The 19,543-nt window shown below is 59.3% G+C and carries 16 protein-coding genes and 2 pseudogenes; 16 read left to right on the top strand and 2 right to left on the bottom strand.

Translation table 11 applies throughout. The annotated features are described in order from the left end of the window. The first annotated feature begins 1 nt into the window (after window position 1). The 8 genes from X726_RS146145 to X726_RS1000000172455 all read left to right on the top strand — a co-directional run bounded on the left by X726_RS146145 (window position 2) and on the right by X726_RS1000000172455 (window position 10,303). On the top strand, window positions 2-1,546 hold the full coding sequence (locus tag X726_RS146145) for a fumarate hydratase (RefSeq protein WP_023671878.1): 1,545 nt from the start codon (window positions 2-4) through the stop codon (window positions 1,544-1,546). 481 nt (window positions 1,547-2,027) lie between these two features. Further along, the gene (locus X726_RS146150) at window positions 2,028-2,531 is read left to right on the top strand and encodes an Lrp/AsnC family transcriptional regulator (protein ID WP_031215256.1); all 504 of its coding nucleotides are present in this window, start codon (window positions 2,028-2,030) and stop codon (window positions 2,529-2,531) included. A 297-nt stretch (window positions 2,532-2,828) separates the two neighbouring features. Next, on the top strand, window positions 2,829-4,628 hold the full coding sequence (locus X726_RS146155; protein WP_198037368.1) for a ThiF family adenylyltransferase: 1,800 nt from the start codon (window positions 2,829-2,831) through the stop codon (window positions 4,626-4,628). Then, window positions 4,628-5,122 carry a Mov34/MPN/PAD-1 family protein gene (locus X726_RS146160; protein WP_031215254.1) on the top strand — a complete coding sequence of 165 codons (495 nt, stop codon included), beginning with the start codon at window positions 4,628-4,630 and terminating at the stop codon, window positions 5,120-5,122. The genes X726_RS146155 and X726_RS146160 overlap by 1 nt, the downstream gene beginning before the upstream one ends. A 955-nt stretch (window positions 5,123-6,077) precedes the next feature. Beyond that, the gene (locus X726_RS146165; protein WP_023671874.1) at window positions 6,078-7,484 is read left to right on the top strand and encodes an aminotransferase; all 1,407 of its coding nucleotides are present in this window, start codon (window positions 6,078-6,080) and stop codon (window positions 7,482-7,484) included. A gap of 529 nt (window positions 7,485-8,013) precedes the next feature. After that, entirely contained in the window at window positions 8,014-8,742 is a 729-nt protein-coding gene (locus X726_RS146170; protein ID WP_023671873.1) for a LuxR family transcriptional regulator, read from the top strand. Between the two features lie 90 nt (window positions 8,743-8,832). Next, window positions 8,833-9,459: an acyl-homoserine-lactone synthase gene (locus X726_RS146175; protein ID WP_023671872.1), complete on the top strand. Its 627-nt coding sequence runs from the start codon at window positions 8,833-8,835 to the stop codon at window positions 9,457-9,459. Further along, window positions 9,407-10,303 (top strand): DUF2285 domain-containing protein, encoded by an 897-nt coding sequence (locus tag X726_RS1000000172455; protein WP_348626771.1) that lies wholly within the window; start codon window positions 9,407-9,409, stop codon window positions 10,301-10,303. Before X726_RS146175 ends, X726_RS1000000172455 begins: the two co-directional genes overlap by 53 nt. 8 nt (window positions 10,304-10,311) lie before the next feature. Here the strand turns inward: X726_RS1000000172455 and X726_RS146185 are convergent, their stop codons facing one another. Then, on the bottom strand, window positions 10,312-10,590 hold the full coding sequence (locus X726_RS146185; protein WP_023671869.1) for a DUF2285 domain-containing protein: 279 nt from the start codon (window positions 10,588-10,590) through the stop codon (window positions 10,312-10,314). Between the two features lie 89 nt (window positions 10,591-10,679). On the opposite strand from X726_RS146185, the gene X726_RS1000000169520 reads away from it, so the two are divergent. From X726_RS1000000169520 to X726_RS1000000172450, 3 genes and pseudogenes are all read left to right on the top strand, one after another. Beyond that, the gene (locus X726_RS1000000169520; protein ID WP_348626773.1) at window positions 10,680-10,961 is read left to right on the top strand and encodes a helix-turn-helix transcriptional regulator; all 282 of its coding nucleotides are present in this window, start codon (window positions 10,680-10,682) and stop codon (window positions 10,959-10,961) included. Window positions 10,962-11,134: 173 nt separating this feature from the next. Then, a complete protein-coding gene (locus tag X726_RS146195) occupies window positions 11,135-11,350 on the top strand; it encodes a helix-turn-helix transcriptional regulator (RefSeq protein ID WP_023671867.1) in 216 nt (71 codons plus the stop codon). 467 nt (window positions 11,351-11,817) lie between these two features. After that, window positions 11,818-11,971, top strand: a pseudogene (locus tag X726_RS1000000172450) (ArdC-like ssDNA-binding domain-containing protein); the annotation flags it as partial. A 401-nt stretch (window positions 11,972-12,372) separates the two neighbouring features. Here X726_RS1000000172450 and X726_RS146205 read toward each other — a convergent pair. After that, window positions 12,373-13,053 carry an OmpW family protein gene (locus X726_RS146205; protein ID WP_031215251.1) on the bottom strand — a complete coding sequence of 227 codons (681 nt, stop codon included), beginning with the start codon at window positions 13,051-13,053 and terminating at the stop codon, window positions 12,373-12,375. A 73-nt stretch (window positions 13,054-13,126) separates the two neighbouring features. On the opposite strand from X726_RS146205, the gene X726_RS146210 reads away from it, so the two are divergent. The 5 genes and pseudogenes from X726_RS146210 (at window position 13,127) to X726_RS146225 (ending at window position 19,536) form a co-directional block, all read left to right on the top strand. After that, complete coding sequence (locus X726_RS146210; protein WP_031215249.1) at window positions 13,127-13,345, top strand: hypothetical protein; 219 nt, start codon at window positions 13,127-13,129, stop codon at window positions 13,343-13,345. An 889-nt stretch (window positions 13,346-14,234) separates the two neighbouring features. Then, window positions 14,235-14,394, top strand: a pseudogene (locus tag X726_RS1000000169510) (iron-sulfur cluster assembly accessory protein); the annotation flags it as partial. Between the two features lie 265 nt (window positions 14,395-14,659). After that, a complete protein-coding gene (locus X726_RS146215; RefSeq protein WP_245272146.1) occupies window positions 14,660-15,922 on the top strand; it encodes a SidA/IucD/PvdA family monooxygenase in 1,263 nt (420 codons plus the stop codon). 506 nt (window positions 15,923-16,428) lie between these two features. Continuing rightward, a complete protein-coding gene (locus X726_RS146220) occupies window positions 16,429-17,208 on the top strand; it encodes a phytanoyl-CoA dioxygenase family protein (RefSeq protein WP_023671861.1) in 780 nt (259 codons plus the stop codon). A gap of 324 nt (window positions 17,209-17,532) precedes the next feature. Then, window positions 17,533-19,536 carry a class I tRNA ligase family protein gene (locus X726_RS146225; RefSeq protein ID WP_023671860.1) on the top strand — a complete coding sequence of 668 codons (2,004 nt, stop codon included), beginning with the start codon at window positions 17,533-17,535 and terminating at the stop codon, window positions 19,534-19,536. Window positions 19,537-19,543 lie beyond the last annotated feature (7 nt).

Below are 19,543 nucleotides of genomic sequence, written 5' to 3'. Positions count from 1 at the left end.
CGTGAATAAAAAAACACGGACCATTGCCGGGGAGGATATCACCAAGAGCGTCGCAGACGCCCTTCAGTACATCTCGTATTACCATCCTCCCGACTATATCCGGTACCTTTCGCAGGCATACACTCGCGAACAGAGCCCGGCGGCGAAGAACGCCATCGGGCAAATCCTGCTGAACTCCCGCATGGCGGCCTTCGGACGGCGTCCGATCTGCCAGGATACCGGTCTCGTAGTTGTCTTTGCCAAGGTCGGCATGGACGCCCGCATCAAATCAACGGCCAGTTTCGCTGACCTCGTGAATGAGGGCGTCCGCCAGGCATACCTTGACCCCGACAACCCGCTTAGGCCATCGATCGTCGCCGATCCGCTCGCCGGACGGATCAATACCCGCGACAACACGCCGGCAGTCATCCACGTCGACCTCGTGCCCGGGAACGGAATCGAGATTACCATCGCAGCAAAAGGGGGCGGGTCCGAAAACAAGGCGCGTTTCACCACCCTGAACCCCCGTGCGTCCGTTGCCGACTGGGTAGTCGACACCGTTTCGACGCTGGGCAGCGGATGGTGTCCGCCGGGCCTGATCTCGGTCGGCATCGGTGGCAGCGCTGAAAAGGCGATGCTGCTTGCCAAGCAGGTCATGAACGAGCCGATCGACATGTCGGAACTGGTCGCCAAGGGGCCGTCAAACGCGGAGGAGGCGCTGCGGATCGAGCTTTATGAAAGAATTAATGCGCTAGGCATCGGTGCTCAGGGCCTAGGCGGCCTGACCACGGTCGTGGACGTGAAGGTTGCTACCTATCCTACACATGCGGCGTCGAAGCCCGTCGCGCTCATTCCGCAATGTGCGGCCAACCGACACCTGAAGTTCACCTTGAACGGCTCGGGACCCATCAAGCTCGAGCCACCTGACTTTTCCGAATGGCCCCAGATTGGTCAAGAGGACTTGCACGAAGCCGGCGTCCGCCGGGTCAATCTCGATGCGCTCACGAAGGAAGAGACGGCATTGTGGCGCTGCGGGGAAACCCTTCTTTTGTCCGGGAAGATGCTGACGGCCCGGGACGTCGCCCACCAGCGACTGGTCGATTTGATCGATGCCGGCAAGCCGCTCCCGGTCGATCTGCGGGGTCGCGTGATCTACTATGTTGGACCGGTCCGCGCAGTGAGGGGCGAGGTCGTCGGGCCGGCCGGCCCGACAACCTCCAGCCGCATGGACGGTTTTACTGAAAAGATGCTCGCCGAGACCGGCCTATATGCGATGGTCGGCAAAGCGGAGAGAGGCCCGGCTGCAATCGAGTCGATTGTGAGACACAAAGCGCCCTATCTCATCGCAGTGGGTGGCGCTGCGTACCTGATTTCAAAATCGATCAAGGCGGCGCGGATCGTTGCCTTTGAAGACCTAGGCATGGAAGCCATTTATGAACTCGAGGTGCAGGACATGCCGGTGATCATGGCTGTCGATGTTGAGGGAAACTCCGTTCACAATTCTGGGCCTGTTGAGTGGCGCAAGCGCATGGCGGCCGACAGCATCGCCCGCAGCATCGGCGTTTGAGTCCGCCGGCTGCTAATCCGGCCAAACTCGAGGGTCGGAATTTGGGCGGTGCGGTAACACAGGCGGTATTCGTGGTTCAGCTCCTTGGCGAGCCCACACAAGAAAGGCTTTCACGTCGCTCTCGATGACAAACGCTAGGTGTAAAAACTTGATCGATCTGCCGTCCATACGATCCACGCTCGGGGTTCTGTCGAGGAGTGCCAACAAGCCATCGCCGCTACCGACAAAAGCACCATCCATTTATGCCAGATCAATGTGGACAGGCGATCACCGCTCTGTGCGTCATCGCCGTGCAGGGGAGGGCAATGCCCAACTGTTCAGCATCCCTTCTGATTGGATAGCTCTAGTCAGATGAGATTCGACTAGCTCACACTGGCGCGTTTCGGGCGAAGACAGATAGGTCCAATAAATTCCCCTTTTCAATTGGTGATAGAATTGCTGGGCACATGACCTTTCGACCACGTTTGAAGAGCAACAGATCATGAAGTCGAAACCAGATCCTGTGCAACTAGACGCTTGGGATATCCGTATTCTCTCAGAACTCCAGTCAGATGGTCGGATTTCAAAAAGCGAGCTCGCAAAGCGTGTTCACCTTTCGGCGTCGGCCTGTTCGGAGCGGCTCCGAGTACTCCAAGCCGCAGGGATCATTGAGGGGTTCTACGCGCGACTAAGTCCAGTCCTCATGGGGGGCATCATCTCTATAATGGTTGAGGTGGTTCTGGATCGCCATCGTCTCGAGGACCAACGGCTCTTCGAGACTGCGATCCAAAACAGTCCGGAAATCCTGGACTGCTGGGCTATCGGGGGGCGGATCGACTATTTAATGCGCGTTTCCTCCCCTTCCATGGCGGCGTATCAAGATTTCATGGAGGGACTCCTGCAGGCAGGATTGGGGATCGACCAATACTACAGCCTTGTCGTGACGAAACCAGTGAAAGCCAATTCCCCGATTCCGTTGTCCCCCCTCAAGCCTCTGAAGCGTTGATTTCGTCGGAAAATGCGCCGATTCCGTGAATTCATCGGTCAAATACGCCCATATCCACGAAATTCGAGAGACCGTTGGGGATATAACGAGCCAGTCCACCGAGTGTTCCGCCTCGGTTGCGACAAGCTCAGATATGGAGGCGAATTATGGCTGGAAGACCTGACAACCCCGGAAAGGGGCCACCTGATAATCCTGGAAAAGGACCGCCTGATAATCCTGGAAAAGGACCGCCTCACGATGTTCCGAAGGGGCCGCCCGATCCGCCCGCACCCCCGCCGCGCAAGGTGGGATGAGAGGATGGTTGACTCCGATTCGTCCACGACCCCGGCGCAGCCAGTTCCCCGCTGGGAGCACCGTTATCCCGGGCGGCTTAGATATGAACTCGACGCGCTGCACGCGGCCGGGATAACGCCTGAGATTGACAGGCCGGCCCTGGCGGCAGGGCGATTGTCGCTTACATTCGACTGGCCGCTCGATACCGCCACGCCCCTTCGGTTGCAGGCTGTTTTTCCCGACGCCTACCCGCACTTTCGGCCTCAGGTCTTTCTGCTCGCCGGCCTTGACCCCCCGCCTGCGCGCCACCGCAGTCCTATTGAGGGCAATCTCTGCCTGCTCGGCCGCGACTCCCGGCAGTGGATACCGAGCTGGTCGCTTTATACGTTGCTGGAAAAACAGCTGGCCGACTCCGTGCGTGGCACGGGTGAGGAGGACCAGCAGGGCGAGCCTGCCGAATACTGGTGGAATAACCTTGGCCGTAATTCCGGATCTTATTGTCTGATCGACAGCCACTGGAATCTCGGCGACACTTCGCAGGGCACCTTGCAGCTGCGTTACATCCAAGATCAAATCGTCAAAGTGGAGACCGAGAACGGTACAATCCGTAGTCCGGCGGTTAAGGCCTATGTCGAAGAGGTGCGCGCTGAGAATGGCCAAGTACTTTACCAATGGGCGGGCCCGCTCCCGATCGACCTCGCCGACGCGAAGCACCAGTTGGAGGTTGCGTGGGTAAGATCAAAAGACACGATCCTGCCCGAACCTCAACTCGACGCACAGCTGAAAAGGCTCCACCAAGATTACTCCTGGCTCAAGCGTACCCGGCCACGAAACTACGGCTCAGGTCTGAAGTTTGACCTCTGCGCGCTCGTCTTTCCGAGCGAGCTCGCCTTTGGTGAAACGGGCCTCGGCTGGTGCTTCGTCATGGTCTTCGGTCATGCCCACGGCTTTGAGCCGAAGAAGAACAAGCCCGCCAAATCACTGTGTATCACCGCGTTGCCCGTCTTTCGCGCCGGGCCGGGCGACATTGGCTGGCGCGTTCCGGGCGTTGCATTCCTCAAAGAGAAGCGGATCCTTGTCGTTGGCGTTGGCGCAGTCGGGGCACCGGTAGCGATCGAACTTGCTCGCAACGGATGCCGCACCCTCGATCTCGTCGAGCATGACATTGTTGAGCCCGGCAACACGATCCGCTGGCCGCTGGGCGCAGACGCCTGGGGGCAGCGCAAGACAGACGCCTTGCAGGCTTTTCTCGCTCGCCAGTATCCGGCAACCGAAGTCCGTAGCCATTCGCATTTTATAGGTCTTGCGGGGCAGTCTCTGAGGGATCCGGGTGACGACGATATCCTCGACTCGCTCATCAGGGACGCCGATCTCGTTATCGATGGCAGCGCTTCGCACGGCGTTACAACGCTGCTGGATGACCGCTGCCGAAGCGCAGCCGTTCCCTTCATAAGCATGTCCGCGACGCCGACGCTGGAGGGCGGCACCGTTGTCCGGCACGTCCGCGAAAGCGGCTGCCCGAACTGCCTTTTGCACGCATGGCACAAGCACGAGATCGAACCCCCGCCAGGACAGGATGCCGGTGACGAGGCCCTGACCCAGCCGGCGGGGTGTAGCGAGCGCACATTCACCGGTGCCGACTATGATCTGCAGGAACTTTCGCTGCAGGCGGTGAGGCTGGCCATCGATACCCTCTCGGGTAAGGCGGACGATGGTTCGGTCGTGCAGACACTCAGCTTTGTTGATGATGAACGAGCGCGCTGTCCGCCGCGCTGGCGTGTCGATCCGCTGCCAAAACATCCGGACTGCCGGGGCGGGCATTGATGTTGCCGGATGTCGATGTCTGGCTGCCTAACACCGTGACTCAGGAATGCGCGGTTGAAGCCGACACCAAACTCCCATTAGAGACCGGCGGCACTTTCATGGGCTGGTGGTTGAATCCTGATACCGCCGTCGTAACCGCCATGGTTGGTCCCGGACCCGGCGCCCTTCACGAGCGCTTCCGGTTCCAGCCGGATCAGCAATGGCAGCTTGAGCAGATTGCCGCCCACTATGAGCGTTCGGGTCGCCGCGAGACTTACCTCGGCGACTGGCATAGCCACCCCGGCGCTTCGAGCGGCGCGCTGAGTTGGACCGACCGCGGCGTCCTTCGCCGCGTTATCGCCACACCGAAAGCCCGCTGCGCATTGCCGCTGATGATGATTCTATGGGGTTCTTCCGGCACATGGCAGGTGACGGCGTGGCGAGCACAAACTGTGCCGCGGGTGGTACTCTGGGACAAGCTGCATCTCGATCCGGTGCAGATAAGGGCCTTTTGAAATCTTCGCACACGCAGATGCCAGCGGCTTGATGAAAGGCATGACCTGGCATCCGCTTCGGTCAGGCAATGATCCGGCCAACCTGCGCCAGGAACGGCCTGCCCGACAGCGTGGGCTGCAGCGGGTGAAGTCGCAAACGGCCGCGCCCGCCGGCCTAGACCCGCTGCATTGGCTCCTGACCACCCATGCGGCAACCTGCTCCGCCGGGGCCTGGCCGATTGTCGCTTGCACACGCAGCGCTGGCTCATCGAGCAGTTCTCCGAGCGGTGAAGACCCAGGGCTGATGATCGAGACAGCCAGTTGCAATCGGGACAGATGAAAGCTTCTACTGCTGTGTGGACACGGTGTCGAGCCTTAGCGAGCCCGTCCAACTCTATGCGAAAGAAGAATCTAGAGCACGTCCTGGGATCGTAAGTCGATCGTGATGTGAAGAGGGACCTTTGCTGCTCGATGAGGAGACTGCGGAGGGTCTTCTCGAGCATGCTTCCCCCTGGCGCGCGACTCAGCGATCCCAACGCCTTCATAACGCTGCGAATCTGGCTTAGAGAGCGTGGCAATCCTGAATAGCCCAAGGCGTGCCGCCACGAGCGTGCGCATCACAATATGCTTGAACATATCCCGGCGACACGAAGAACACATCGCGGAGGTTCTGTTGGGCTGCTGAATGGGGGCCTTCGGACGGCGCATCTCGTAATACCAGTCCCCGGGTTTACGGTACCTTCGCAGACATTCGCCGACGAACAGAACACTGCGACGGCCGCACTGATCCCCTTATCCGCCTCAAGGAGAAGGTAAATCCAGAAGTTGGTTTTCACGTTGTTTCAGGCCGATTTCAGCGGATTCGTCGGCTAAAGAGGTGCATTCCCGCGAAACTCCAGATGTGTTTATGGATATGCTTGTTTCAAATAGCGGCTGGCCAAGGATTCTCCGCCGACTGCTCGCGAGGAGAGAAACTATGAGCTTCAGGAATCTGGGGACTGAGCAGCTGCGGGAGAAGGACCGAAGCTTCGTCTTTCATCCGTCTACACACTTGGCCAAGCACAGCCGCGGCGAGACGCCAAACCGGATCATGGCCGGTGCAGAAGGTGTGTACATCTGGGATACCGACGGCCGAAAGAGCCTTGACGGTTTCGGAGGGCTTTACTGCGTCAATATGGGATATGGCTGCACGGAGATTGCCGACGCCATTGCCAGGCAAGCACATGAACTGCCGTTCGCGCATCTTTACGCCAGCCAAGGCACCGGGCCAGTCGCGCTTTTGGCGGAGGCCGTGGTCGAATATTTCGGGCAGAACATGCGAAGGGTCTATTTCGGCCTTTCCGGCTCCGACGCCAACGAAACCAACATCAAGCTGGTGTGGTACTACAACAACACTCTCGGCCGCCCTGAAAAGAAGAAGATCATCTCGCGCAATCGCGGATATCACGGGTCAGGGCTGGTCACCGGTAGTCTTACAGGCCTTGCCTTCTTTCACGATTTCTTCGACCTGCCGCTGGACTTGGTGCGCCATACGACCACGCCGCACCATTACCGGCAGGCGCATGATGGCGAAAATGAGGAAGCGTTCTCCAGGCGCTGTGCCAACGAACTTGAAGCCCTTATCCTCGCTGAAGGCCCGGAGACGGTTGCAGCCTTCATCGGAGAGCCGGTACTTGGGACCGGCGGCATCGTTCCGCCTCCGAAGGGATACTGGGACGCGATTCAGGCGGTGCTTGACAAGTACGACATCCTTCTTATTGCCGATGAGGTGGTCTGCGGCTTCGCGCGAACCGGTGAGAAATTCGGTTCCCATCTCTATGGCATGCGCCCGGATTTCGTAACCATCGCCAAGGGCTTGAGTTCGGCCTACCTGCCTATCTCCGGGTCGATTATAGGTGACCGGGTCTGGTCGGTTTTGGAACAAGGAACGGAAAAGCATGGGCCACTCGGCCACGGCTGGACGTATTCTGGTCACACGCTTTGCGCGGCGGCCGCGCTTGCTAACATTAAGTTGCTCAAGGAAAGAAATATCCTGGAACATGTTCGGGATGTCGGACCCTATTGGCAAGCTCGCATGAAAGCCGAATTGGAGCGACATCCTATTGTTGGCGAGGTTCGCGGCGTCGGCATTCTATCCGCCGTGGAGCTGATGCGGGATCCGAAGGGCCGGGTGCCATTTGAACCCGGACTTCAGGTCGGCGTGCGCGCCGCCGCTGCTCTGTTTGAAAATGGTGTCATAGGTCGCGCCATGCCGCATGCTGATATCCTCGGCTTTGCCCCACCTCTGATCATTACCCGAAAAGAGATCGACATCATCGTAGACGCGACCGCGAAATCAGTCGATACGACTTATCGCGCGCTGAAGGCGGAGGGCGCGATATGATCCGAACGTACCGGGGAGCCTCCCATTCGGAATCGACCGGATATCACGTCCGGCAGCCCTGTGGCGTCTGGCGCGCGCAAAGCCACGCTCTTCGTTTTTAAGGCAACTTGAATAAAGGGGGAGTCGATGCCGAAATGCGGTGCCAATCCCGAAAAACGCAGGCGGCATTCGCGTCCGAGACGGGAACGTAGGGCTGCTGCAAGAATTGTAGAGGTGACGCTCTCAGAGACCACAGACCGCAATCTACTGCGAGGCTGAGCTCCTCCATTGAGACAGTCTAAACAGCGCGCAAACCAGACACCCCGACCGCGATGAAGTGCAAAGCCAAGAGGACGACTATCACCTCTAACAGATGACGCTGGAATGAGTCTCGGTGTCGATAACAGCGCCGTCGAAGCACGTATCGCCCTCCCAAGGCGCACGGCCCGGCACGGAGCTCAGTCTCCGTCCGGGCCTTCAACCCAGAATGGCGGCGCATTGGCCCGCCCGTCTTGGCCCCTGGAGGGCCAGAACTCACTGCAGTTTAGCTATGCAAGACGCTTTTCATAGATTTGTAGGGCAGATCGCAGACAGCGCTGACGCGACTGACCTGCGCAACGCTCTGGGCGAGATTGCCTCTTCGCTCGATTTGCCGTCTTTCGCCTATCTTTTCCCTTCTTCTGGCAAGGGCCGCAACGTGCGCCTGATTTCCACCTACCCTCAATCCTGGACATCTCACTACCTTCACAGTCGGTATGAAAAGATTGACCCTGTAATTCATCAAGCGCGTGGTGGTCAGGAACCATTCAGCTGGGATGCGCACGGTGCTGATCTCGAACTATCGACGCAGCAGCGACAACTGATGGATGAGGCGACGCAATTTGGCATTCACTGCGGCTTCACGATCCCGATCCATGACAGCACCGGTAATTTTGCAGCACTGACCTTCGCCTCCGATGAAAGGCGACCACCGTTCTTTCGCCTGATTAATCGATATGACCGCGCGCTCGAACTCATCGCGATCTTCTTCCACCTTCATGCCTGTCGCAAGCTGGCCGACGGCAGGACCGTGGATGGCGTTACCCTATCTCGAAGGGAAATGGAGTGTCTGAAGTGGGCGGCTCGGGGCAAGACGGCGTGGGAAATCGGCCGCATCTTGGGAATCAGTCGGAGCACCGCAGCCTATCATCGGGATAACGCCAGGAAGAAGCTTGGCGTGAAGACGGCTATTCAGGCAGCTGTTCGGCTTGCACTGTCGCGGCCATCTCTCTTCACCTGACCTCCCGGAACCTGGGCACATACACAGGTTGTTTCAACTCCGGCCTTTGCCTTCAATCGCAGGTGCTATCCATGCGAGGAAAAGGCCATCATGTTGCAGTTGATCACGCCGGGTTGTTACGTTGAGTTCAGCGACGAGCTCGAGCAGATGCATCGCTTGCGGTATCGCGTTTTCAGGGATCGACTTGATTGGGACGTTTCGTTCAGCGGGGGCTTTGAGGTCGATCCGTTCGATGCGCTTCGTCCCCATTACCTATTGCTGCGTGCGCCCGCCGGACGCATCGACGGCTGCGTGCGCCTGTTGCCGACTACAGGACCGACGATGCTGCGTGATAGCTTCTTCGCTCTTCTTGCCGACCGTCCAGCGCCGGAAGATCCACGTGTTTGGGAAAGCAGCCGTTTTGCGCTTGATCTGCCGCCTTCCGCGCCCAAACAGGCGGGCATCGCAATTGGCACCTACGAGCTGTTTGCCGGAATGGTTGAGTTTGGCTTGTCACGCGGTCTGCGCAGCATCGTCACCGTAACCGATCTGCGCATAGAGCGGATTTTGCGTCGCGCCGGCTGGCCACTCGAACGGTTGTCCGATCCGCAAACAATTGGCAACACACGCGCCGTTGCCGGATATCTCGACGTCTCGAGAGAGAGCTTGGAAGCCCTCCGTCGCAATGGCGGGCTCAAAGGCCCGGTCCTGTGGACCCCGGTCATTAAGATCGCCTGAACCTGCAATCCAACCCTTTCTGGAAATGATGCAATGGACCAAACAAGACCTGGCACTGCTTGGCCGGACAGGCAAGATGATCGTGCCTATGGCCATGTCGAGCAGCTCACCAGCCGAGGCTGGGCCTGGGAATTCCTCAGGCGCAATCCGGACTTTCAAAAGGATCTGGCGAACGCGCTACGCGGCGCCGAACGCACGAACGCCCGGTCCATGGACACTATCAGCCTGGCCTCGAATACTGTTGATCTCTCGCGCTGGGGCCTTCTGTTTTGCAAGCTCAAAAGGAACTGATGCGAGCGTCTTTTGGTGCCCCTGCCAATGTCCGCATGTTTTGCCCGTTGTGGCCGAAACGGCGGCGCGGCCGCGCGGGGTCGACTTGCTTGATCTCGCCCGGCACTCCTGCCGCATCTCCATGCTGGTCACGCGGGACGGGCATCAGCACCTCCTGGTCGAGGACAGTGGCAGGAGCTTGCAGCTGGCTGCTTCCGGCGTCAGCATCCTCGAACCTGTGCGATTGACATCCTCCGTCCTCTGGTCGCCAGAGGAACTGAAGCAGCGCCTGAACGCGTTGGAATGTCTGAACAGCCTCTGTTGGACCGGCAGGCTGCAATCAGGATTCTTTCCGACCGAACCCCGTAGCTCGCGGTTGCGCCGAGTCTTGCATGCCCTCGACGGCTTCATCGCTGGCGTATCACACCGCGAAATCGGCCTTGCTCTCTTCGGCAGAGCCCGTGTCGAGCAGGACTGGGCCGACCCCGGTGACCATCTTCGAGACAGCGTCCGCCGTGCAGTCAGACGCGGGCGCTCGCTAATGTACGGTGGTTATAAGCGTCTTCTTCTATAACGCCACCATCAGGCCTTTTGGCGGCCAGAGAACAGCTCCTTGTACCCCGCCACCACCAGCCAGTGGGCGCGCGCGAGATGGCTGCGAACCGCCCTTTGGGCGCGCGCTGGCTCTTGCACCGGGTCGATTCCCAATATCGCCTGGGCCATTTCTTCTTCGCTGGCATTGCCGGCACATGCATCTAAGAGCTTCAAATATGTCGTGAAGTGCTCATCGTCGTAAGCGGTCAGGCTCTCCGCCCATGGGACCTCGTCGGCAACAGCAGGTTTGAGCAATCTGTCTACCATTTCATCTCTCGCCGTAAGACCTATCCCGCGCCGCGCAGATCTTTGACCGCACAATATCCCAAAATGGGATAATCCGAAACTGGGATTAGATCCATGAGCCGGTTCCTTCTTGGCCCGGTTCGTCTGATGCCGAAATCACTTCGATCGCTCGCCAGCGCCGGCTGCTACGCCGGCTGATTGCGGCGCGCAAAACCAAAGGGGCCACCCAGACCCAGGTTGCTGATATGTTGGGCCGCCCACAATCCTTCGTGGCCAAGTACGAGGGTGGTGAACGTCGGCTGGACGTCATTGAGTTTCTCGACGTCGCCGAGGCTCTCGGTATCGATCCTTGCGAGCTTCTGGCACAATTGCGTCGCGCTCGTGACCTGTAGATGATGTGCGCTTTGTTTGGCTGCCAAACTCCACGATTCCCGTCCTTGAGTTCACGGGCAGGGGATTTGCCCTCGCGAAATGTTGTCGTGCAGCCGCTCGCCCTTTGTTGTCTCTGATCTTTGTAGAGAATACACCGTGGTGAAATCCTCGACAAGAGGGTGGCTTCTCGTGCATGGAAATCCGAGAGGTCTTTGCCCGCAATCTGCGTAGGCATCGTCACAAAAAGAAATTGTCCCAGGAAGCGCTGGCGCATGAGGCTGGCATTGACCGAACATATGTCAGCGCACTTGAGCGCTCGGTCTATGCCGCCAGCATTGATACGGTGGCGAAACTCGCCAGAGTGCTCGGAATCGATCCGGCCGATCTACTCAACCCTCATTCTGAATAATCTGGAAGCGGGGACGGAAACGCGGTTGATGAGACTCGGCCAGAAGGTTTTCAGGCATTCATGCTGCTGACAGGAACGCCCGCGCGCCTTCGCAGCCGGTGCTCGTGAACCGAGCCCGCGTTCTTCGGCAAGCTCAGGCGGTCTCGGCCATTCGGCTTCGCCCCTTGGCGTGGGCAGCCTTCGGGCTGTGACGGCCACCGCCTTTGCGGCGGCGCGGTTTGTCTGTTGGCCTTTCCCCGGAAGCGGGGTGGGCGGCACTCGCTTCTAGGCCCGCCGCGGCAGCCGCAACCCTTCGCGTGCCGCTCAGGGTCCTCCTCTTCGTTCCGGTTCTTCGGGTGCGGTCCGCCTACTACGGCGGGCCCTTCCGGTCGCGACTCGCCGCCCACCCCGCTAGCGGGGAAAGCCGCGGCGATTGGTGAGCGGAGGATGAAACGGCGCATGCAAACAGTAAGCGTTGTGCCTGCACAGAGGCTCGCGCAGGCAAGGGCAGGCGCCCCGGCGCCAGCCTTTTATCAGGAGATCACCGACCGCATCATTGCCGAGCTGGAGCCCGTGACCGTGCCATGGGTCAAGCCATGGGGCAGCGCAAAAGCAGGCCTCGTCCTGCCGAGGAATGCAGCCAATGCGCCAGTCGCCGCTCCTGCAGCAAAAGAACAGCAGCTGCCGCAGCGTGGCTGACAAGGCATCTTGTCGGCGTCGAGGAGTTCCGTGATTGCTCAACACAGGCGCATAGCTCAAACATGACGTCCGGGAGAATGATGCCGCGCATAGAGCCTAACTTTGGTTTCCATCAACAATACCCAATAGCCATCCTGGTCCGAAGCGCATCTAAGCACCTCCATTTCAGGCGTTAGTCGAGCCCGCATTGACCACGAGGTTACCCTTCTTGGTCCGCTGGAGGAGGGCGGCCGCCCCTCGACAACGGCTTCTTCAGGTCGCGCGTGCAGGGAGACCGTAAAAAAGGGCGCACGAGGCGCCCTTATTTCCGATCGGCGATCAGCAGCCGTCTTCACCTTTCGTAGTTAGAAGCGGTAGGTGACACCTGCGCCTATCAACCAGGGATCGAGCTCCGCCTTTCCCGTCAGCTTCGCGCCGTCGACCGTGACGTCGAAGTCTGGCTTAAGGAAAAGCTTCTTCACGTCGAAGTTGACGCCCCAGTGCTGATCAACCATGTAGTCGAATCCGACCTGCAGCGCGGTGCCGAACGTGTTCTTGACCTTGAGAGCATCGGCACTGCCGGCACCCTGGTTATAGAAGATCGTGTAGTTCACGCCGGCGCCTACATAGGGCTTGAACGCGCCTAAATCGGTAAAATGATACTGCAAGGTGAGCGTGGGCGGCAGCAGCCAAACCTTGCCGATATTGCCCAGCCCGCCGATCGTACCTTGGCCCCCGATGTTAGCATAGGTGGTGCCGAGTATGAGCTCGGCGGCGATGTTGTCCGTGAAGAAGTAGGAGATATCGAGTTCCGGCGTCACGGTGTTCGAATACGAAAGATCGGAGCCGGGCACTGCATTGACGTAGCCCGAATCCTCAGTGACGACCCCCAACGCACGCAGGCGGAGCTGCCAAGGGCTTGGCTCTTCCGTCACCGAGGCTCCCGCCTGCGGGACGCTCGCCGCTTGCGCAAGGTCCGCCGCGACGGCCTGCTGTCCCATCACAATGAGGACAACGGCCGCTGTTACTCCCCGCGCCGCGCGCATTTGGTTTCTCGCCATGATATTCTCTCCTTGCTCTTCAGAAATGTGGACTGAATTGATAGTGGCGGAGCGCTCATTGCCCAGTCTGCTTCGCGGCTGCGACCGCATGTTCGGCGCGCTTGATCATGGCATGATTTCTCCTCAGTCCGTGCCGCAGCGCGTTTTGCGGACTGCTTTGCAGGTGTCGTGCCAAATGAGAAAACCATATCAGAACAATGCGATTAACCTGATTGCGCTGTGTCTGATGTCCGACATCGTCGAAGATCCGACAACGAATGCAGCCGTGACCGCCTGATGAGAACCTCCTGTGCGAGCTCGGTGGGCACTGCGGAATAAGCAGTGAAGCTCACTGCGAAACTGGCCGAGCTTCGGATCGACATCGGCGACGGGGCGATCGACGGCCACTACGTCGCCGGTGTCGGGCGCGGCACAGTCTGCGGAATCTGCGGCGGCGATCATCGAATAACTGCGTTTACGACGGCTCCATCCTGGCCGACCGGTGGGCGCGCAAAAGACTGCTGTGCGGCCTCCTCCTCCGCCTGGATTGATGCAGGGACCGAACGGCGTCGTGCTTTTGGAACCGGCAGACTGGTCAGAACGCAATTCTCCTTCCCGCTATCTTTACAGAGATTCGACAATCCAGTTGGTGAAGGCCCCAGATCGCGCAATCATTCAATCATTGATGCGCTCAGGTCGGGCATGCGCCCATCCGCAACCATGTCATCAAGAGCATCGATCCGACACCAACACAGAAAATTGGTTCCTCATGAGAGAGGCGTCGCGGCGGACATGAGATTGCGTCACTCTTCATGATCGCCGCCTCCGAGGATGTCGGGATCGAGCCAGTGCAACGGCACGATAGGGCGAAGGGTCTGGCAGCTCTTGCAACTGCCGACCTCAATGGGAGAGGCACATCGCGATTTGTCCGGCAGAGACACAAGGTTCTGCACTGTCCGTTATGATGCTGGTCTCCATGAGAAGTATTCTGGTGCAGAAGGTGCCCGATTAGCTATTCGGAAAAAGGCGACATCGACGTGCAAATCGGGCGCCGCCGTGAGGCGTCCCCCCAAATGTCGGATTTCCGACAGGATCGCAAATCCGCCAACCCATTGTTTAATAAATTTTTCCTTCTCTGGCACGGCCCATGCATGGGGCTCTGCGAACGCATCAGCGAGACGTCCTCCATGATCATGCGCACCGAAAATGCCGTCGCCCCAGTGAAAATCGCGCTCTCGCCTGCCATCAAGCCGCCGAAGGGCCGGCGCGTCATGGTTGAGGCGGGCGCCTGCGCCGGCTTCAAACACCTTAATGGGCTTGGAAAGCGTCTCGCGTGACGGCGACGCGGGAAAAGACATACGTCGTTGCCCCACGTCGCCGGCCTGACCCCTCGATTGTCACCGCGCTGGAATGCTCCGGTCTACATTCGACGACCCGAACGCGCAGGACAATTCTCGCAAATCCGGTCGGCACCGGGGCTCGAAAACGCCCGCGACCGGGCCCAATGGTTATGACCGATATTCGCCGAGAACAAGCCACCTAGTGCGAAGACTCTATAGGAGGAAAGCAAGTGGAGTTATCTTGCGTAGGGGTCGGTGCCGGGCCGTCTAATTTGAGCCTTGCGTGTCAGATACACGAGCAAGTTGGGCAAGGGGCACTGTTCCTGGATCGGCAGATCGACTTCCGCTGGCATCCGGGCATCGCGTTCGATTCCTCGGAGCTCCAGGTCAGCCACTTCAAGGATCTGGTCACGCTGGTGAATCCGCGATCAGCCTACACTTTCGTAAACTTCCTGCACGAGAACGGGCGTCTGTACCACTTCCTGAACGCACAGTTCGAAGCCGTGCTCAGAGTGGAGTTCGAACAATACCTGAACTGGGTCTTCCACAGGAACCCACTTGTGCGCGGCGGCGAGACAGTGCGCGAAATCCGCTTTGACGGCGAGTTTCAGGTGCGGACCGATAAGGCGGTTCTCGGCGCCAGAAACGTTGTGGTCGGCATTGGCAAGCAGGCGCAAATTCCGCCTCAATTTCAGGGCTGGATTGGACGCAACCTGTTCCACTCATCTGTTTTACTGCACATCCACCCTGAGGTGCGGAGAAAGCATGTCTGCGTGGTCGGCGGAGGCCAGTCGGGAGCCGAGGTGATGTTGCACCTTGTCGGCCTGCCGAACGAACGGCGGCCTGCCTCGATCACTTGGGTCTCGCAGCGCGAAAACTATCTGCCTCTGGACAACAGCCCGTTCACAAACGAGTTGTTCATGCCCTGCTTTTCGGATCGCTTCGCGGCGATGAGCGAGTCGCAGCGTAAGCTGCTCCTGCGGCGTTTCGTGCTTGCTTCGGACGGCATTTCGGAAAGCACGTTGCGCGCGATCTATCAGGCGCTGTACCGCCATGCATTTTTCGAGCCATACCGATGCGACATCACACTGCGGCCGGGCTGCACCGTCTCGCACTGCATCAACGCCGGACCGGGTCACAGGCTGACCCTGCAGCATGGCATGGACGAGGTCGAAGAAGTCACGGCTGACATCGTCATCCTGGCCACCGGTTACGAGAACGCGGTCCCAAGCTTGTTGGAACCGATCATGGGCCGCTTGGAGCAGATCGACAATGAATTAGCTATTCGCGAGGATTTTTCGGTGAGCTGGGACGGACCGTGTGACAGACGCATCTTCGTACAAAATGCGAGCCTCGGGCAGCGCGGCCTGGCCGATCCGAACCTAAGCTTGCTGGCCTGGCGCGCGCGTCGCATCCTCGATAGCCTACTTGGGCGCGCGCCATGCGCGAACCCCGAGCATCCTGGCTTCATCACTCATACCTCGATCGAGAGCTGGCCCGACCACGCAGCCGAAGAAATGGGCAGTGGAATATGACTCGTATGCTTTTGATCATCGGCGGTGGCATCCTAGGAATGATGCCCGCCTGCGCTGCGGCGAACCCCGGAGGCTTCTCCGATATCATCGTGACCGACCAAGCCCTTCGACCAAGCGGCGCATCGCATCACTCTGGGGGCGTGCATTTCCCCTACGGTTGCCAAGGCCGTACCAAGTCGCTCACTCGAAAGACCGCCGTGGTCTTGGCGGCCATGGCTGGGTCGGCAGGTAGCGGATGGTGCCGGCCTTTGGCAATGCGTGTCGTGGTTGAACCGGGTGAAGGGATTGATCCGGCCCAGTTTGCGGAACCCCTAGACCCGGCTGAGCCTGACATAGGCAGTCTCGCGCCGAGCTTCTGCGGACAATATCCGCCGGAGCGGAACGCACTTAGCATCGCCTCCCTCATCACGTGAGTCCGTCTCTGTGGACCCGCAACTTGATCAGCGCCCGACCGCCCTAATTGGCATGTCCAACCAAACCAGTGTTTCCAACAGGAGGCTTTTCGCATGTTGACTGATGCACAAAGAGAAAAGTGGCAGAAGGACGGATACGTCAGGCTCGAAAGGTTCTTCGATCCAGCGGCTCAGGAAGATATCTCTACCTTTGTCGAAGATATGTCACGCTGGGCCGTCAGCGATGATAAATGGCTCATGTGGTTCGAGAAGACGACGGACAATCGAAAGATCACCTCCAAGATGGAGAACTTTCTCGACTTCCATGATCCATTGCGTCGTTTGCTCTTAGAAGATCAGCGCATAAAGTCAGCGGTCGAGGAGTTGCTTGGCGAAGATTCGCGCAAACTCAAGGAGTTGCTGATTTTCCACTACCCCGACAGCGGCGGCTATCTCCCGCATCAGGACATTTATCACATTCCACACAAACTCCCGGATCGGATGGTCCATGCGGTGGTTGCCATAGGCATCGACGACTCCGACGAGGAAAACGGCGGGCTTTTCTTCAGCCCCGGCAACCACAAGAAGGGGGTGTTTCCCATGGATGCCGGTGGGGTGATCGATCCTCAAGTCGCCGAAATGTTCTCCTGGGAACCCGTAGTATGGAAGGCTGGCGACATCTTCATCTTCGACGATTACGCACCGCACTACTCACGACCGAACAAAAGCAATCGTTCGCGGCGGACACTCTACTTGGTGTTCCAGCGTGCTTCAACCGGTGGACCGACCCGCGCTGAATATAACGTGCTTAAGCGCGCCCTTAACCCGCCCGAGGGCAAAGTGGCCGATCTCGACAAACTCAAGCCCCCAAATGGCATTTTCTATCGCGATTGAGATCACGCAGCCAGGCGGAGGCATGCACACGAAACTGATCGACCGCTCAAAGATGCGCGGACGGTATGGCGGTCTGATTTGCGGGCTCGCGGAGCATCGGACGCTTTGGCACGTGGATTGTGGACGTGGTTGCAGGCGGTCTTCTGTGTGCCTTCAGCCCGACTAGCGCCCCCCCTTGGTCGCCCGCCTGCCGGCCCAGAGCTGCACTATCCTGGCCGGGCCGCCAACGGGTCGGGCTGCCGTTTCTCTCCATGAAGTGCATTTGAGGCTGTTCGTTGGCAGCCAAAGGTCCGTCCCACTCTTCAAAAGCTTAGGTTCGTTGTCATGCGCAAATACACCTTTTCTCGAACGGAGCTGTCGCGAGCGTTCGGTGTCGACACGGCTACGCTTGGAACGGGCAGCGCTCGCACGGGGTTTTCGTTCGGAAAGGTTGGACCCGGGGTCACATCCGAGCCCCATCGGCACGACGAAATCGAGGCCTTCGTGGTCCTGTCTGGTGCGGGCAAGGTCACCACTGACCTTGGGGAAATCTCGGTCGAGGCCGGCGACGTCATTCTGTTCCATCCTTTTGAAGCGCATGTGCTGCGCAATGACGGGAACAAAGACCTGGATTTCGTCGATGTCTACTGGCGAGACGGCGAGGCCGCCCTTGATGCCGCTGCAAAGACCACGGCTCCACGCGGGCCGACCTTCGTCTTCTCCGCGCCGCCAACGCCAAATGGCGATCTGCATCTGGGGCATCTTTCTGGCCCCTATTTCGGCGCCGACGTCTATACCCGTTTCCTGCGCATGAAAGGAGTCGAGGCGTATCACCTGACCGGAAGCGACGATTACCAGAGCTACGTCGCGACACGCGCCGCTACCGATCAATGGACGCCTGCAAACGTGGCGCGCTACTATTCCGACGAGATTCGCGCCACGCTCGCACTTCTCGATTGTGACGTCCACAGCTTCCAAGCCACAATGGGCGATGACGGTTACAGCGAATTTCAAGCTGCGTGTTTCCGAACTCTTCTGAGCAGCACGGCGGTAGATCTGCGCCAGAGCCCTGCGCTTTTCGATGCTGTGACAGGCGACTATCTTTATGAGCCGGATGTTAGAGGCCTCTGCCCCGATTGCGGCGGCTCCGCCGCTGGCAACATCTGCGAGGAATGCGGCGCCCCAAACCTTTGCCACGACCTGGGTGCAGCGCGGTCACGGCAGTCTGCCGAAGCGCCGCTGGTCGGCTCCCTCCGCCGTCCGGAACTTGCCCTGGAGCGCTGCTACGACAATATCGACCGGCATCTAAGGTCATCAGGCGTCCCGCTACGCATCTTGGATCTCTTCGCGCGCCTACGCCAACGCGGCGAATTTTCAGTCCCCATTACCCACCCCTCGGACTGGGGCCTGCCGGCCGAAGGGTTCCCGGGGCAAGTGATCTGGGTCTGGCCGGAGATGGCCTTCGGTTTTCTTTACAACATCCAGGCGCTCGGCCGCTCGCTGGGTCGCGACTGGAAGGCGGAGGTGCCCGGCAGCGATTGGCAGATTGTCCATTTCTTCGGCTTCGATAATTCCTTCTACCACGCGCTACTCTACCCCGCTCTTTACTCCGAGGTCTTCTCCCACTGGACGCCGCGAATCCGCTATCACGTCAACGAGTTCTACCTGCTCGACGGCAAGAAGTTCTCAACCAGCTGCCGCCACGCGGTCTGGGGCAAGGACGTTCTGAGCCCAAAGACAGTCGACGTCGTGCGCCTCCATTTGGGCCTGACACGCCCGGAAGGGGAGCGGACGGATTTCACGCTGGACGGGCTGCGCCGCACCGAGAAGGAGGTCTTCCAAGGGATTTGGCTGAACTGGCTTGATGCGTTGGACCAGGAAATCAAGCAGGATTTTGCCGGCCGTGTACCCGATGCAGGCGACTGGAGCCCAGTCGACCGCGCCTTTTTTGCTCGGATAGAGATCTATCGCGCGGCGATGGAGCGGGCATATTCGGACGAAGGCTTCTCGGTCCGGCGCGCGGCCGCTCAGGTCTGCGAATTCGTGCGCGATTGCGTGATGTACCGTCGGGCGCGAAACTATGCGGCGGCGCGACGTTTCTATCCCGCCCGCAATCGGACTTCGCTAGCTCTTCAGACGACGGCCGCTGCGATCCTGGCACTGACACTCGCTCCGCTGATGCCCCGATTCGCCAGAACGCTGGCGCGAGGCATCGATGGCGTCTCAATCGAAACATGGCCCCGGTCCGTCCAGCGCCTTGCGCCCGGGACGCGCTTTGATCTCGGACCCGTGTTGGTGTTCTACGCCAAATCCGGCAATCCTCATCTTGATGAGGAGGAAGCACTATGAGCCCAAA

The sequence above is a fragment of the Mesorhizobium sp. LSJC285A00 genome, from assembly GCF_000503155.1.
Classification (GTDB): domain Bacteria; phylum Pseudomonadota; class Alphaproteobacteria; order Rhizobiales; family Rhizobiaceae; genus Mesorhizobium.
This window is presented reverse-complemented; position numbering and strand designations above follow the sequence as displayed.